This window comes from Streptomyces sp. NPDC046303, assembly GCF_055588085.1.
On the sequence record NZ_JBVJFA010000001.1, the window covers coordinates 71,577 to 85,468 of the forward strand.

Annotated in this window: 13 protein-coding genes and 1 riboswitch; of the genes, 5 read left to right on the forward strand and 8 right to left on the reverse strand. The window is 73.5% G+C overall.

Annotated elements, in window-relative coordinates:
* Window positions 1-154 precede the first annotated feature (154 nt).
* A complete protein-coding gene (locus tag ACZ6I1_RS00345) occupies window positions 155-700 on the reverse strand; it encodes a DUF4352 domain-containing protein (RefSeq protein ID WP_469281492.1) in 546 nt (181 codons plus the stop codon).
* 52 nt (window positions 701-752) lie between these two features.
* Window positions 753-891: riboswitch (cobalamin riboswitch) on the forward strand.
* 46 nt (window positions 892-937) lie between these two features.
* Between ACZ6I1_RS00345 and ACZ6I1_RS00350 the strand changes: the two genes are divergently transcribed.
* From ACZ6I1_RS00350 to ACZ6I1_RS00360, 3 genes are read left to right on the forward strand one after another with little or no spacing between them, the layout of a single operon-like run.
* Window positions 938-1,939: an ABC transporter substrate-binding protein gene (locus tag ACZ6I1_RS00350; protein WP_469281493.1), complete on the forward strand. Its 1,002-nt coding sequence runs from the start codon at window positions 938-940 to the stop codon at window positions 1,937-1,939.
* Window positions 1,936-2,997 carry a FecCD family ABC transporter permease gene (locus ACZ6I1_RS00355; RefSeq protein WP_469281494.1) on the forward strand — a complete coding sequence of 354 codons (1,062 nt, stop codon included), beginning with the start codon at window positions 1,936-1,938 and terminating at the stop codon, window positions 2,995-2,997. Before ACZ6I1_RS00350 ends, ACZ6I1_RS00355 begins: the two co-directional genes overlap by 4 nt.
* Window positions 2,994-3,800 (forward strand): ABC transporter ATP-binding protein, encoded by an 807-nt coding sequence (locus ACZ6I1_RS00360; protein WP_469281495.1) that lies wholly within the window; start codon window positions 2,994-2,996, stop codon window positions 3,798-3,800. The genes ACZ6I1_RS00355 and ACZ6I1_RS00360 overlap by 4 nt, the downstream gene beginning before the upstream one ends.
* Before the next feature lie 34 nt (window positions 3,801-3,834).
* Here the strand turns inward: ACZ6I1_RS00360 and ACZ6I1_RS00365 are convergent, their stop codons facing one another.
* The 5 genes from ACZ6I1_RS00365 to ACZ6I1_RS00385 all read right to left on the reverse strand — a co-directional run bounded on the left by ACZ6I1_RS00365 (window position 3,835) and on the right by ACZ6I1_RS00385 (window position 9,146).
* Complete coding sequence (locus ACZ6I1_RS00365; protein WP_469281497.1) at window positions 3,835-4,239, reverse strand: VOC family protein; 405 nt, start codon at window positions 4,237-4,239, stop codon at window positions 3,835-3,837.
* Between the two features lie 148 nt (window positions 4,240-4,387).
* Window positions 4,388-5,989: a N,N-dimethylformamidase beta subunit family domain-containing protein gene (locus ACZ6I1_RS00370; protein ID WP_469281499.1), complete on the reverse strand. Its 1,602-nt coding sequence runs from the start codon at window positions 5,987-5,989 to the stop codon at window positions 4,388-4,390.
* A 51-nt stretch (window positions 5,990-6,040) separates the two neighbouring features.
* On the reverse strand, window positions 6,041-6,880 hold the full coding sequence (locus ACZ6I1_RS00375; protein ID WP_469281501.1) for a sugar phosphate isomerase/epimerase family protein: 840 nt from the start codon (window positions 6,878-6,880) through the stop codon (window positions 6,041-6,043).
* Entirely contained in the window at window positions 6,877-8,025 is a 1,149-nt protein-coding gene (locus ACZ6I1_RS00380) for a dihydrodipicolinate synthase family protein (RefSeq protein ID WP_469281502.1), read from the reverse strand. Before ACZ6I1_RS00380 ends, ACZ6I1_RS00375 begins: the two co-directional genes overlap by 4 nt.
* Window positions 8,022-9,146, reverse strand: a complete 1,125-nt coding sequence (locus ACZ6I1_RS00385; RefSeq protein WP_469281991.1) for a Gfo/Idh/MocA family protein — start codon at window positions 9,144-9,146, stop codon at window positions 8,022-8,024. The genes ACZ6I1_RS00380 and ACZ6I1_RS00385 overlap by 4 nt, the downstream gene beginning before the upstream one ends.
* Window positions 9,147-9,364: 218 nt before the next feature.
* On the opposite strand from ACZ6I1_RS00385, the gene ACZ6I1_RS00390 reads away from it, so the two are divergent.
* Complete coding sequence (locus ACZ6I1_RS00390) at window positions 9,365-10,477, forward strand: LacI family DNA-binding transcriptional regulator (protein WP_469281504.1); 1,113 nt, start codon at window positions 9,365-9,367, stop codon at window positions 10,475-10,477.
* A complete protein-coding gene (locus tag ACZ6I1_RS00395; protein ID WP_469281506.1) occupies window positions 10,474-11,316 on the forward strand; it encodes a sugar phosphate isomerase/epimerase family protein in 843 nt (280 codons plus the stop codon). The genes ACZ6I1_RS00390 and ACZ6I1_RS00395 overlap by 4 nt, the downstream gene beginning before the upstream one ends.
* A gap of 51 nt (window positions 11,317-11,367) precedes the next feature.
* Here ACZ6I1_RS00395 and ACZ6I1_RS00400 read toward each other — a convergent pair whose 3' ends face one another.
* Together ACZ6I1_RS00400 and ACZ6I1_RS00405 are read right to left on the reverse strand one after the other, a co-directional pair.
* Window positions 11,368-12,372, reverse strand: a complete 1,005-nt coding sequence (locus ACZ6I1_RS00400) for an ArsR/SmtB family transcription factor (RefSeq protein ID WP_469281508.1) — start codon at window positions 12,370-12,372, stop codon at window positions 11,368-11,370.
* Between the two features lie 197 nt (window positions 12,373-12,569).
* Window positions 12,570-13,748, reverse strand: coding sequence for a substrate-binding domain-containing protein (locus ACZ6I1_RS00405; protein ID WP_469281510.1), 1,179 nt, complete (start codon window positions 13,746-13,748; stop codon window positions 12,570-12,572).
* Window positions 13,749-13,892: the final 144 nt, after the last annotated feature.

Consider the following 13,892-nt stretch of genomic DNA (forward strand, 5'->3'; position numbering starts at 1 on the left):
GCATGCCGGAAACTATTGGTCTGGACCAGAGTGGTCAAGAGGGCGGCGGGAACTCACCTGCCACGGCGGCGTTCCGGGGCGGCGCGGAGGCCGTCCCCGGGCGCCGCGGTGAACGGACTGGGCGCCGCGGTGGTGTCGCCGGCGTCCCGGGGGGTTACGGCAGGCTCCACTGGCCGACGTCGTCGGCCAGGCCGCCGTTCAGGGCGAACTGGACGGCCGCCGGGGCGGCGTCCTTCGGGAGCCGGAAGGTGACGAAGCCCTCGGCCGAACCGCCGGGGCGCAGGGTGACGGTGTCCGGGAAGGAGGCTCCGGCCGCCGTCGGGCTGTTCAGCCCCGCGAACCGTTTCCCGGCCGTGTCGAGCAGGTGCGCGGCCGGTGCGGGGGAGTCCTTGTACACGGCGGTCCCGGTGTTCTCCAACCGGAAGCGCACGGCCAGCAGCCGGGTCGACGTATCGGCGGCCGGGCCTTCCGGATCGGCCGGGCTCGCCGGGTCCACCACCTGGACCAGGGTGACGTCGAGCCGCTGGCCGGGCTCGTTGCCGGCCAGGGAGACGGTCTCGTCCGACCCGGCGGGGGCCGCGCCCAGCAGCGCCGGGCCGAGGAGTGCGAGCGCCAGCGCCAGCGCGGCCGGTGCGCCGCGCGGGGCGCGCCGACGGCGCGGGCGGCGCCGGGGCGCGGGGGCATCCGCTGATCCACCCATCACCCTGTCCACGATCCTCCCCGGCCGGGGGTCCCGCCACCCAGGAAGATCGACTCTGGCAGACTGGCCGCGTAACCCAGGCGGTGCAGGACAGGAAACCGGTGCGATTCCGGTGCGGTCCCGCCACTGTGACCGGCCCTCCCCACGGGGAAGGCCGGGAGTCAGACACTGACGCACCGCCTCTGCTCGGTCCTTCACGTCGACCAGGGGACGCGGATCCCCCGGAGAGGCTCTGCCATGTCGCACCGTCGCGCCCGCGCCTTCCTGCGCGCGATCACCCCCCTCGCGTTCCTGATACCCCTGGCCGCCTGCGCCGGCTCCCCCGCCGAACGGCAGGCCAAGGCCGCGGGTTCGTCCGCCGAGGCGCCCGGGTTCCCGTACACCGTCACCAACTGCGGTGTGACCAGCACCTACCAGGCCCCGCCGCAGCGCGCCGTGACCATGAACCAGCACGCCACCGAGGTGCTGCTCGCCCTCGGCCTGGAGGACCGGATCGCCGGTTCCGCCTACCTCGACGACGCCGTGCTGCCCGCCTACCGGCCCGCCTACGACAAGATCAAGGTGCTGGCCAAGGAGTACCCCTCCAAGGAGGTCCTGCTCGGAGCCAACCCCGATTTCGTCTACGGGGGCTACTCCAGCGCCTTCGACAAGGCGCAGGGCCGCGACCGTGAGGGGCTGGCCAAGACCGGCATCAACTCCCGGCTCAACGTGGAGAACTGCGCCGGAGGCCCGGTCGGCGTCGAGCAGCTCAGGACCGAGATCACCGAAGTGGCGCGGACCTTCGGCGTGCCCGAGCGCGGCGCGAAGCTCATCGAGGACGAGCAGCGCCGCATCGACACCGTGACCGCCCGGGTGAAGGACAAGCCCCGGCCGTCCGTCTTCGTCTACGACTCCGGCGAGGCCTCCGCCTTCACCGCCGGGGGCGACGGCATCGGCCACCAGATCGTCTCGCTCTCCGGCGGGACGAACGTCTTCGCCGACCTCAAGGACACCTTCGGCGACGTGTCGTGGGAGAAGGTCATCGAACGCAAGCCCGAGGTCGTCCTCATCTACGACTACGGCAGCACCACCGTCGAAGCCAAGAAGCAGCGCCTGTTGAACGACCCGGCCCTCGCCCAGGTTCCCGCCATCAAGAACCAGCGGTTCGTCGTGCTTCCGCTCTCCTCGGCCGTCCTCGGGGTGCGCGTCGCCGACGCCGTCGAGTCCCTGGGCCGCCAGTTGCACCCCGACGCCGCGTGAGCCGGCGCCGGACCCCGGCCGTCCTCGTCCTCCTCGTCGCCGCGCTGGCGGCGTCCGCCGTCGCCGGCCTGGCCCTGGGGCCGGTACGGATCGCGCCCGGCCAGGTCCTCGACGTCGTGCTCGGCGGCCTGACGGGCGAGGGGCGCACCGGGGCGTTCGCCTCCATCGTGTGGGACGTCCGGATGCCGAGGGTGCTCCTCGGGGCCGTCGTCGGCGCCGGGCTCGCCGTGACGGGCACCGTGCTCCAGGCCCTCGTACGCAACCAGCTCGCCGACCCGTTCCTGCTCGGGGCCTCCTCCGGCGCTTCGGCAGGGGCCGTCCTCGTGATCGTCTTCGGCGCGGGGACCGGTGTCGCGGGGGCGGCGGGCCTGGCCGGTTTCGCGGGCCGGCTGGGCGTGCCGTCCGCCGCGTTCGCCGGGTCGCTGATCGCGCTCCTCGCCGTCTACGCCATGGCCCGGCGCGGTGGAGCCATGACCACCGGCCGGCTGATCCTCGCCGGGGTGGCCGTCCAGTACGTCCTGTCCGCGCTCACCAGCCTCGTCCTGGTGCTCGCCGCCCGCCCCGACCAGGTCAACTCCGTCCTCTTCTGGACGCTCGGCGGGCTCGGCGGGGCCCGCTGGGAAGAACTGGCCCTGCCTGCCGCCGCCCTGCTCGTGGGTACCGGCCTGCTCATCGCCCTGGCCCGGCCGCTCGACCTGCTGCTCGCGGGTGAGGAGGGCGCGCACACGCTGGGCCTGGACACCGGGCGCTTCCGGGCCGTCGTCTTCGTGCTCACCTCCCTCGTCATCGGCGTGCTCGTGGCCTACAGCGGGGCGATCGGGTTCGTCGGGCTGATGATTCCGCACGCCGCCCGGATGGTCGTCGGCGCCGCGCACCGGGCGCTGCTGCCGGTGGCCGCGCTGGGCGGGGCGGTGTTCCTGCTCCTGGCCGACCTGGTCGCCCGTACGGCCGCGGCGCCCGAGGAGATCCCGGTCGGCGTGGTCACCGCCCTCGTCGGCGGGCCGTTCTTCCTGTGGATGCTGAGGCGCTCCACCCGGACCGAGGGGATGACCGGATGACCGGGACCGCGGCGCTGGAACTCGCCGTCCAGGGCGTGCGTTACGAGACCGAGGGGCGCACGCTGCTGCACGGTGTCGACCTCACCGCGCGTCCCGGCGAGACGGTCGGTGTGGTCGGCCCCAACGGCAGCGGCAAGACCACTCTGCTGCGCTGTGTGTACGGCACCCTGCGGCCCACCGCCGGCCGGGTCCTGCTGGACGGCGCCGACGCGGGCGCGCTCACGGTCAAGGACCGGGCGCGGCGCGTGGCGGTCGTCCCGCAGGACGCGAGCGGCACCTTCGGGCTGACCGTCCGCGAGGTCGTCGCCATGGGGCGCAGCCCGCACAAGCGCTTCTGGGAGCAGGACGGCCCGGACGACGCCCGGCGGGTGGCCGGGGCCCTGCGGACCGTGGGCGCGGGCGCCTTCGCCGCCCGCCGCTTCGACGAGCTCTCCGGCGGCGAACGCCAGCGCGCGCTGGTGGCCCGCGCCCTCGTCCAGGATCCCGGCCTGCTCGCCCTCGACGAGCCGACCAACCACCTGGACATCCGCTACCAGTTGGAGATCCTCGGCCTGGTCCGCGCCCTGCCCTCCACCGGCCTGCTGGTCCTGCACGACCTCAACCTCGCCGCCGCCTTCTGTGACCGGCTGTACGTGCTGGACGGCGGCCGCGTGGTGGCCTCGGGCCCGCCCGCGGCGGTACTGACCGAGGAACTGCTGGCCGAGGTGTACGGGGTGAGCACCCGGATCGGAATCCACCCGGGCACGGGCGCGCCGAACATCGTCTACCTGCACCCGGAGGGAGAACGCCCGGGGAAACGGTGACGAGCGGGACGGGTGGTCGCCGAACCGTCCGCGGCTACGCGGCCCCCGCCCCGTCCTCCTGGTACCCGTACGGGCGGGTGATGATCTCCATCCCGTGCCCGGCCGGGTCCGTGAAGTACACGCCCCGGCCCCCGTCGTTGTGGTTGATCTCGCCGGGGAGCTTGCCGTGCGGGTCGGCGTAGTACGGGACCCCTGCGGCCCGGATCTTCTCGAAGGCCGCGTCGAACTCCTCCTCGGAGAGGAGGAACGCGTAGTGCTGCGGGGTGATGGACCCGGCCGGAATGGTCGCGAAGTCCAGGGTGACGCCGTTGGCGGTCTCCACGGGGATGAAGGGGCCCCACTCGGTCCCGACCCGCAGGCCGAGGACGTGCGCCAGGAATTCGGCGGACTCCCGGTTGTCACGGGAGTGGATGATCGTGTGGTTCAGTGCTACTGACATGGGTGAATGCCTCCGAAAGGCACTTCGCGGCGACCTCCATGCCTCACCCAGCCGGTGACCGACACGCGATGCCGCGATCACGATCCTAAACAGCCGTTCGGGGTGGGGTCCACCGGATTCCGGCCCTGGTTCCGGGGACCGCCCGCGCTCACGACCCCCCGTACACCGCCTTCAGGTTGTCCTGCGCCGGGTACGTCCGGCCCGCGGGGCCCGCCGCGAACACCCGGAGCAGGTTCTCCGTCACACGGGTGGTCAGCGCTCCGGACCGCGCGTCCAGGCCGTGGTTCGCGCCGCTGCGGCCGTCGCCCGACGCGTCCAGGGCCTCCACCCAGCGCATCGTGCCGGTCGCGAACACCCCCGCCCCGCTCGCCACCGTGTAGTAGGCCGTGTCCTGATGACTGCGCCGGCCCTCGCACACCACCGGGGAGTGGGCCAGGATCTCGAGGGGCCGGGGTGTGGGAAAACCGGTGTCGACCTTGTCGTACTCCACCCCCACCAGGTGCTCGAAGCGGTCGCCGGCCTTCACACCGGTGCCCTCGAACAGCCAGTGGCCGGGGTGGGTCACCACGTACGGGGCATCCACCGGGTAGCCGTCGTAGATGACGCCGAGCAGCGAGCTCTCCGGATCCGCGCCGGGAGCCGACCGGAAGTCCACCGTCGCCGGGTGGCCGCGCCGGAAGCCGGGATCCTGGGCGTAGGAGGACTTGTAGCAGATCAGCGTGCGGTCCGGCCCCAGGTCGGACGCCTCCAGCCGGATCCGGCGGAAGCAGCAGTTCGCCCCCAGGATCGCGAGGTTGGTCCCCGCGTCACGGGCGGCGGTGACGTGCGCCCGCTGCTCGGGCGACCAGTACTCGTCGTGCCCGAGCGAGAGCACCGCCGAGGCCCCTTCGAGCAGCCGCTTCTCCCGGGCCACGTCCGTGGTCGTGGCGTACGCGAGCGGTATGCCGAGCCGTTCGGCGAGTGCGATCAGCGGAGCCTCGTACACCAGGAACAGGCCCGCGCCGTCGTCGTACTCGTACGGCCGGTCGAAGGTCACCGCCAGGGAACGCGAGGCGTAGCCGCCGCCGGGACCGTCGTAGCTGCCGTAGCCGCCCCACCGGTTGTATGCCTGCCAGGTCGCCACCGCGTTGACCACGACCGTACGGCCCGCCGTAGCCGCCGAGCGGACGGTGACCGGCACGAACCGCTGTCCCTCCCCGCCCTGGGCGTCGAGCCGCAGCAGGTAGCAGCCCTCCGGCCAGTCCTTGGTGTCGACCGTGGCCGTACGGGCCCACCGGGTGCGGACCATCCGCGTCCCGGAGTCCACCGTGTGCTCGGGCTGCCGCATCCCGGGCAGGGACTCGGAGCGCCACACCAGGCGGGCCCGGGCTCCGCCGTACCAGCCCATCCGGTAGGCGGAGACGGTGAACCGGGGCGCGGTGGTGGACACGTACAGCCCGAAGGACTCGCCGGGCAGCACGCTGACCCGGTCTGCGAATCCCTCGATGGCCCGGGCCGGACCGGCCTTGGCCACCGGCCAGTCGGCGTGACCCGGGCGGGCGTTCTCGGCCTTGACGTCGAAGACCGCCGGCCCGGGCGACGAGCTTCCGCTCACCTTCGGCGGCCCGCTAGCCGCCAGGTCACCACCCTCCCCGCCCGCGCAGCCGGTGACGGCCCCGAGTCCGGCCGCCGTGGCCGCCCCCGCCGCGATCGCGAGGAACCGCCGCCTGCCTGCGCCTTCGTCCTCCCCGGCTATGTGCTCCTGATCCATGGAGGGCACGTTATGTCACCGTTCGAACACCCTTTCCGGCGCCCCGCCCCTTCAGTCGACGTGCTCGCGGTAGCGGTCGATCACCTCCCGCAGCACCTCCGTGCCGTCCCGGGCCCACAGGCCCGGACTGAAGATCTCCACCTCCACCGGCCCGAGGTATCCGGCCGCGTCGGCCAGCTCGCGGAAGCCGCGCAGATCGATGGAGCCCTCGCCCAGCTGTCCGCGTCCCAGCAGTACGCCTTCGGGGAGCGGAGTCACCCAGTCGGCCACCTGGACGGACACGATGCGCCCGCCCTCGCCCGCCCGCAGCAGATCGGCCGGCAACCGTTCGTCCCACCACAGGTGATAGGAGTCGGCCACCACCCCGACCTGCTCCGCGGGGAACCGCTCGGCCAGGTCCAGGGCCTGGCCGAGCGTGGAGACCACGCAGCGGTCCGAGGCGAACATCGGATGCAGCGGCTCGATCCCCAGCCGTATCCCGTGCGCGGCGGCCCACGGCGCCAGTTCGCCGAGGATGCCGGCGATCCGCTCGCGCGCCGCCACCAGGTCACGGTCGCCGGCGGGCAGCCCGCCCGAGACCAGGACCAATGTGTCCGCGCCCAGTTCGGCCGCCTCCTCCACGGCCCGGCGGTTGTCGTCGAGAGCTGCCGCCCGTCCGGCCGGATCGGCCGCGGTGAAGAAGCCGCCCCGGCACAGCGAGCTCACCCGCAGCCCCGCCCCCGCGACCAGCTTCGCCGTCTCCCGCAGCCCGTAAGCCCGGACCGGATCGCGCCACAGCCCGACCGCGCCCACCCCTGCCGCCGTGCACCCGGCGACCAGCTCGGGCACCGACCACTGGCGGATCGTCTCCTGGTTGATGCTCAGCCGCGGCGGCGCCGGCGCCGGCTTCACGACGCCACTCCGTGCAGCGCGAGCAGCTTGCGCATCCGGTCCTCGGCACGCTCCGGATCGGGGAACAGCCCCAGCTGGTCCGCCAGTTCGTAGGCGGTGGCCAGATGGGCCAGCGGCCGCGCCGTCTCCAGTCCGCCGACCATCCGGAACTGCTCCTGGTAGCCGGCCAGCCAGGCCAGCAGGACCACCCCCGTCTTGTAGAAACGGGTCGGCGGGGCGAAGAGATGTCTCGACAGCGGAACCGTCGGATCCAGCAGTTCCCGGAAACCCGCGCCGTCCCCCCGGTCCAGGGCCAGCGCCGCCCGCGCCGCTATGGGAGCGATCGGGTCGAAGATGCCCAAGAGCGCGTCGCTGGCCAACTCCCCGTCCCCTTCGATCAGTTCCGGGTAGTGGTAGTCGTCACCCGTGTAACAGCGCACACCGGCCGGCAGTCGCCGCCGGATGTCCACCTCCCGGTCCGCGTCCAGCAGCGAGACCTTGATCCCGTCCACCTTCTCCGGACAGTCGGCGATGATCTTCAGGAAGACCTCCGTGGCCGCGTCGAGGTCGTCGTGACCCCAATAGCCGGCCAGTGCCGGGTCGAACATCGGCCCCAGCCAGTGCAGTACGACCGGCCGCGCGCTCTGCCGGAGGAGGCCTCCGTACACCTCCAGGTAGTCCTCGGGGCCGCGGGCCGTGGCGGCCAGCGCCCGTGAGGCCATCAGCACCGCACCCGCCCCGCAGGCCTCGACGTGCGCGAGCTGTTCCTCGTACGCGGCGGTGATCGCCGCCAGGGAGTGCGCGTGGTCCGCGGCGAGCTGGTCGGTCCCCGCCCCGCAGACGATCCGCCCGCCGACGCCCCTCGCCTCCGCCGCCGAGCGCCGGATCAGCTCCGCGGCGGTCGGCCAGTCCAGGCCCATTCCGCGCTGGGCCGTGTCCATGGCCTCGGCGACCCCGAGGCCCTGTGCCCACAACCGGTGGCGGAAGGCCAGTGTCGCCTCCCAGTCCACGCCGGGCCCTGCCGTGCCCGGCGGGTCGGCGACCACGTGCGCGGCCGAGTAGAACCTGCGGCTGTGGGCCGGACCGCAGCTGAACGGCGCGAAGGGATCGGTGTTCGGCCGGTGCAGGCGGTACCCGCCGTCCGCCGAGGGGAGCCGGATGCTCACAGGATCACCTCCGGTACCGGCAGCCGCCGCCCCTCCGCCGAGGAGCGCAGGCCGAGGTCGGCGAGCTGTACTCCGCGCGCCCCGGCCAGCAGGTCCCAATGCCAGGGTTCGTCGAGGACGACATGGCGCAGGAAGAGCTCCCACTGGGCCTTGAAGCCGTTGTCGGCGGGGACGTTGTCCGGCACCTCCTGCCACTGGGACCGGAACGACTCGGTCAGCGGCAGATCCGGATTCCACACGGGCTTCGGCGTCGCCCCGCGGTGCTGGACGCGGCAGCCCCGCAGCCCGGCCACGGCCGAACCGTGCGTTCCGTCCACCTGGAACTCCACCAGCTCGTCGCGGTGCACCCGCACCGCCCACGAGGAGTTGATCTGGGCGACCGCACCGCCCTCCAGCTCGAAGATCCCGTACGCGGCGTCATCGGCCGTCGCCTCGTACGGCGTGCCCTCCTCGTCCCATCTGCGCCCGATGTGCGTCCGGGTGAGGGCCTGCACGGTGCGGACCCGGCCGAACAGCTCATGCAGCAGGTACTCCCAGTGCGGGAACATGTCGGCGACGATGCCCCCGCCGTCCTGCGCCCGGTAGTTCCACGAGGGCCGCTGCGCGGGCTGCCAGTCACCTTCGAAGACCCAGTACCCGAACTCCCCGCGCACGGAGAGGATCTCGCCGAAGAAGCCGCCCTCGATCAGCCGCCTCAGCTTCAGCAGCCCGGGCAGGAACAGCTTGTCCTGCACCACGCCGTGCTTGACTCCGGCGGCCGCGGCCAGCCGTGCCAGCCCGAGTGAGGCCTCGAAGGTCAGGGCGGTCGGCTTCTCGCAGTACACGTGCTTGCCGGCCGCTATGGCTTGCCGGACCGCCGTCTCGCGGGCGCTGGTGACCTGGGCGTCGAAGTAGATCTCGACCTCCGGATCGGCCAGCACCGCCTCCAGTTCGGTGCTGATGTGCTCCAGCCCGTGCCGTTCGGCGATCTCCCGCAGGGCCGGCTCCCGGCGCCCCACGAGAACCGGCTCGGGCCACAGCACGGTGCCGTCCCCCAGCGGAAGCCCGCCCTGCTCGCGCAGCGCGAGCAGGGACCTGACCAGGTGCTGGCGGTAGCCCATGCGCCCGGTCACCCCGTTCATGGCGATCTTGATGGTCCTGCGGTCCACGGTGTGCTCCCCGTTGGATGGCGATGGAAAAGAATAGAAAGCGCTTTCTCTGCGTTCAGGCTAGGCCCGCGATCATCTCCAGGGCAACACTCTTACGGGTGATAGAAAGCGCTTGCTGCATCGGGGAGTATGGAGATCCACGCGTCGAATGAGACGATGACCCGGGAACGGAAAGAAGGGGGGCGGTTGGCATGGCAGTGACCCTGGCCGAGGTCGCGGCGCGCGCGGGGGTGTCGCCCGCCACGGTCTCGCGCGTGCTCAACGGCGGATACCCGGTGGCCGGCGGCACCCGTACCCGTGTGGAGCAGGCCGTCGAAGAGCTCGGCTACATCGCCAACGGTCCCGCCCGCGCGCTCGCGGCCGCCACCTCCGACCTCGTCGGCGTCCTCGTCCACGACGTCGCCGACAGTTTCTTCGGGATCCTCGCCGGATCCCTGCAGAGCGCCCTGGCGCCCGCCGGCCGGGGAGACGCCCGCCGCCTCGCGGTCGTCTGCAACACCGAAGGGAACCCCGCGGCCGAACTGGCCTACCTCGCCCTGCTGGAGGGGCAGCGGGCCGGCGGAGTCGTCCTCACCGGCGGCGCCCCGGAGGATCCGGGTCACACCGCAGCCCTCGCCGTACGCGTCGCCCGACTGGCCGCGAGCGGCGCGCCCGTGGTCCTGTGCGGGCGGCCCCCGCTGCCCCTGCCCACCGCCATGCCCGCGGGCATGCCCACCCCACCGCCCGCCGAACTGCCCGTCGCCACCGTGACGTTCGACGACCACGGTGGCGCCTTCCGCCTCGCCGAGCACCTGCTGGCGCTCGGGCACCGGCGCATCGCCTCCGTCGCGGGCCCGCCCGGACTGAGCACCACCCGCGAGCGGCTCGCCGGACACCGCGCCGCCCTCCTGCGCCACGACCCGAACCTCCCGGAAGCCTGCGCCGACCTGACCGTGCACGCCGCCTTCACGCGCTCCGCGGGCTACGACGCCACCCGCGAACTCCTGCGCCGCGGGGCACCCTTCACCGCGGTCGCAGCGGCCAACGACACCGTCGCCACCGGAGTCGCCGCCGCCCTGCGCGAGGCCGGACTGCGGATTCCCGAGGACGTGTCCGTCGCCGGATTCGACGACCTCCCGTTCTGCGTGGACACCGCCCCGGCCCTCACCACCGTCCGGGTGCCCCTGCGCGAGGCGGGCGCACTCGCCGCCCAACTGGTCACCCGCCGCCGGCCGCTGCCCCCGGGCGGAATCACCACCCTGCCCACCGAGCTGATGGTGCGCGCCTCCACCGGACCCGCTCCGGCGAGAGGGAGCCGCCCGTGAAGTACGCCTTCTCCACGCTCGGCCTGCCCGGAACCCCCCTCGACCGAAGCGCCGCCCTCGCGGCCGCCCACGGCTTCGACGGCCTCGAACTGCGCGCCCACCCCGAGGAAGCCCTGCACCCCGGCAGCCCCGCAACCGAGCGTGCCGTCGGCCGGCGGACCCTCACCGCGGCCGGGGTCGCCGTCCTCGGCATCGCGGGCTACGCCGAGGTGGCCGCGGCCGGCCCCGACGAGCCGGTTCTCGCCGAACTGCGCGCACTGGTCCGGCTCGCCGCCGACCTCGAAGCCCCCTGCATACGGGTCTTCCCGGGCGGCCGCGGCCTGCCCCGGGCGACCGCCGACGCCAACGCCGTACGAAGGCTCCGCGCTGCCGCTCCGTTCGCCGAGCGGCACGGTGTGCGGATCCTGCTGGAGACCCACGACTCCCACCGCACCGGAGCCGCCGCCGCCCGGGTCCTGGACCGGGTCGCGCACCCGGGCGCCGGCGCGCTGTGGGACGTCCTGCACACCTGGCTCGGGGGCGAGCCCCCGCAGCGGTCGCGGCAGGCCCTGGCCGCGCACCTGGGCTACGTGCAGGTGAAGGACGTGGCCTCGGCGCAGGACCTCACCCCGCTCGGCCTCGGAGCGGGAGTGCTGCCGCTGGCCGAGGCGGTGGCCGAAGCGGTGGCCGCCGCACCGGTCGACGGCTGGCTCTGCTGGGAGTACGAGAAACGCTGGTATCCCGAGGCGGCCGAGCTGCCCGGTCAGCTCGCGAGGGGCCGGGAGTACCTGGCGGAACTGGTGGCGGGCCGCGGTCCGGAAGCGACGGCGCAGGGAGGCCGTGCCGGATCGACGCGGTGACCCCACGGGACCGCTGCCGAGAACAGCCCGGTCAGCCGATAACAGCCCCGGTCAGCCGCGGTCGGCCGGCGGGCTTCCCAGGAGTTCCGTGCCCAGCGGGGTGATGGTGTGCACCACGGATTTGCCGCGCCGGCTGGTGGTGATCAGGTTGGCGTTGCGCAGTACCGTCGCATGCTCGCTGGCCGCCGCGACCGAGAGGTTCAGACGCCGCGCCAGCTCGGTCGTGCTGCATCCTTCGGTGGCCACCTTCAATGCGGCGGCCCGGGTGCGCCCCAGCAGTGCGCCGAGCGACCGGTCCGCGGCTTCCGCCGCACCCCACACGGCGGCGCCCGCCTTCGCGTCACCGATGGTGGGAAGGGCGAGCGTGGGTGTCGACGCCTCGTCCTGCGGGTCCCACAGAAGCACCGGATCCTGCCACAGGAAGACCGTCGGCGCGATGACGAGACCGCGCCCTGCGAGCCGGACGTCTGCATGCCGCGGGTACCGCACCTCCAGCACGGGCGCCCGCCACCGCACCAGCGGGACGCACATCCCCTCCAGAAGACGTTCGACCCCGCCGTCGAGCAGGGTCCGTGCGAAGGTCGCCCGTACCCCCTCCACATGAGATCTCGCGCTGCTCCAGTAGGGGGCGACGATGGCCTCGTTGCAGGCCGCGAGCCCCGCCGCGAAGTGCCGGCGGGCTTCGAGGTCCCCCTCCGCCAGGCTCCGGGCCCACGACACCTGCGAGGGGTGGAAGGCGATGTGTTCGAGCTCGGTCCGCAAACGGGCGGGCGACGCCCGCATCAGAAGGTCGATCCCTTCCTCGAGGGACGGCGTGTCACCCATCACCGTCGACAGGTCGAGGTCCGGGCCGTCGACGGCCAGCAGGCTCGTGAACGGGCGCGCGTGCGCACCCAGCCGCCCGCGCACCGTCGCCCGCCAAGGGCGAAAGGGCAGCGCGCCGCCGGCGCCATCACGCAGCAGCCGCAGGCCGTACATGGTCTCCGCGGCCGCGCCGATCGTGGCGGCCACCCTGGTCCGGGCCAGATCCTCGGCCGTGAAGTGAATGCGCAGCACCGAGCGTCCCCCCATCACCGTGCGCCCCAGCACCCCGTGTGAACGCTCACCGCAGTCTGCGCCGTGCGGCGGGGCCCAGTCCAGCACTATCGGCCCGCGCCCCCGGCAGAACCTCCGGCATCCGAAGGGCAATCCGATCGAAGTGATCAGTTCGGGGTCAGGTCGGGGTCGGTTCGGCATCCGCGGCTGACGGCCCGCTACGTGCGGATCGTCAGCCGCGGCAGCAGTTCGAGGTGCTGCCGGGGGCTGTCCTGCGCGTTCTCGCCCGCCCGCTGGTCCAGCAGCCGGTCCAGCAGCAGCTCCGCCGCGCGGCTTCCCACCTCGCGCTTGGCCGGCGCCACCGCCGACAGCGGTACGTCCGCCATCCCGGCGACCTCGTCGTCGTACGTGATCACGGCCAGGTCCTCGGGCACCCGCACACCCCGCGCCTGGAGCCGCGGGATCAGCATGATCGCGTCGGTGTCGCTGTGGATCAGCGCCGCGGTCACCCCGCCCGCCGTCACCGCGTCACACAGGTAGTCCAGGGTCCGGGCGAACGCGTCCGCGTCGGAGAGCGGGCCGGGCCCGGTCGGCGGCCACGGCGGCGCGGGCTCCAGCCCGAGCGCGGCCACCGCGGCGTCGTACCCGGCCCGCAGCCGCGCCGTCGTCGGCGTGGTCCGGGTGGCCAGGGCGATCCGCCGGTGCCCCAGCCCCACCAGGTGCTGCACCGCGCGGGCCGCGCCGTGCGCGTGGTCGGAGGCCACCCGGTCCAGCGCGGCCGCCGGATGCCCCGGCGGCGCCCACCGCTCCACCAGGACGGTCGGAACGGGGAGTTCCACCGTCCAGGCCCCCTCCGCGGGCCCGGGCGACCCGGCCTCCCAGTTCGGGGTCAGCAGCAGTCCGTGCGCCCCGGTGGAGAGCAGCCGGTCCGCCTGGGTCCGGTCCTCGCCCGGCAGGTACCGGGTCAGACCCACCGTCAGCCGCGCGCCGCGGGCCTCCACGGCCGCGCGGGCCCCCCGTACGACATCGGCGTAGTAGTACTCGGTCGTGGGCACCACCATCCCGATCACGAGCCCCTCGCCGCCACCGGCCGGAGCACGCCCCCCGGCCAAAGCCCCCGGACCGGCAGCCGCCGATGCCATGGCCGAGGCCCCGGCGTCCCCCGCCCCCGCCCCCGCGCCCGCCGGCCCGGCCGCCGGTGCCGGCCCGGACTCCACCCGGCTGATCACCCCGTGCATCCGCTGGATCTCGCCCCGCGCCGCCATCGCCTCGATGTCCCGCCGCAGGGTGACGGGGGAGACGCCCAGCTCCTGAGCCAGCTCCGCGACGCGCACGCTGCCCCGGGCCCGGACGAGGGCGAGCACCTGTGCCTGGCGCTGGTCTACGTGTGGTCTCAAGGGGTCCCCCCGCGGTCTGCCGTTCCGTCATCGCCATCATAGGCAATCGAACCGATCGATTCGATCGATTCCGATCAACTCGTCATTGACGGCGCGGTCGGAGCGTTCATATATTCGGTGGCGTTCCGCACGTCACGGCATCAC

Excerpts from the sequence above, each read along its gene's own strand:
- ACZ6I1_RS00345 (WP_469281492.1), bottom strand. The coding sequence starts at position 700 with ATGGGTGGATCAGCGGATGCCCCCGCGCCCCGGCGCCGCCCGCGCCGT.
- ACZ6I1_RS00350 (WP_469281493.1), top strand. The coding sequence starts at position 938 with ATGTCGCACCGTCGCGCCCGCGCCTTCCTGCGCGCGATCACCCCCCTC.
- ACZ6I1_RS00360 (WP_469281495.1), top strand. The coding sequence starts at position 2,994 with ATGACCGGGACCGCGGCGCTGGAACTCGCCGTCCAGGGCGTGCGTTAC.
- ACZ6I1_RS00365 (WP_469281497.1), bottom strand. The coding sequence starts at position 4,239 with ATGTCAGTAGCACTGAACCACACGATCATCCACTCCCGTGACAACCGG.
- ACZ6I1_RS00370 (WP_469281499.1), bottom strand. The coding sequence starts at position 5,989 with ATGGATCAGGAGCACATAGCCGGGGAGGACGAAGGCGCAGGCAGGCGG.
- ACZ6I1_RS00385 (WP_469281991.1), bottom strand. The coding sequence starts at position 9,146 with ATGAACGGGGTGACCGGGCGCATGGGCTACCGCCAGCACCTGGTCAGG.
- ACZ6I1_RS00390 (WP_469281504.1), top strand. The coding sequence starts at position 9,365 with ATGGCAGTGACCCTGGCCGAGGTCGCGGCGCGCGCGGGGGTGTCGCCC.